The 260-nt window shown below is 78.8% G+C and carries 1 protein-coding gene; it reads left to right on the plus strand.

The annotated features are described in order from the left end of the window. Window positions 1-2: 2 nt before the first annotated feature. A partial coding sequence (locus ACQG3P_RS20260) for a glutamate synthase central domain-containing protein (protein ID WP_426806045.1) occupies window positions 3-260 on the plus strand: 258 nt, incomplete at its 3' end.

A 260-nucleotide genomic window follows, 5' to 3' on the forward strand; every position in this document is an offset into this window, starting at 1 on the left:
GCCTGACGGCCCCCCCCGCGCGCCACCGCGCCGAACCCGCCGCGGCCGCGCGCGCCGGTCACGACCCGCCGCCGCACAGCGCCCGTCACCCGGACGCGGACCGGCCGAGGGTGCCTGCGCTGCAGGCCACCAGTGCGGTGCACCCCCACCGGTCCAACGCCCGGCTGCGCTGCGACGTCAACCAGATCCTGGCAACCGCCACCGCGCGCGACCCGCACCCCAAGGCCTGCCTGCTCGCCTTCAGCGCCACCCCGGTGTAC

The organism is Stenotrophomonas sp. SrG (assembly GCF_050031795.1).
In the GTDB taxonomy this organism is placed as follows: Bacteria; Pseudomonadota; Gammaproteobacteria; order Xanthomonadales; family Xanthomonadaceae; genus Stenotrophomonas; species Stenotrophomonas rhizophila_A.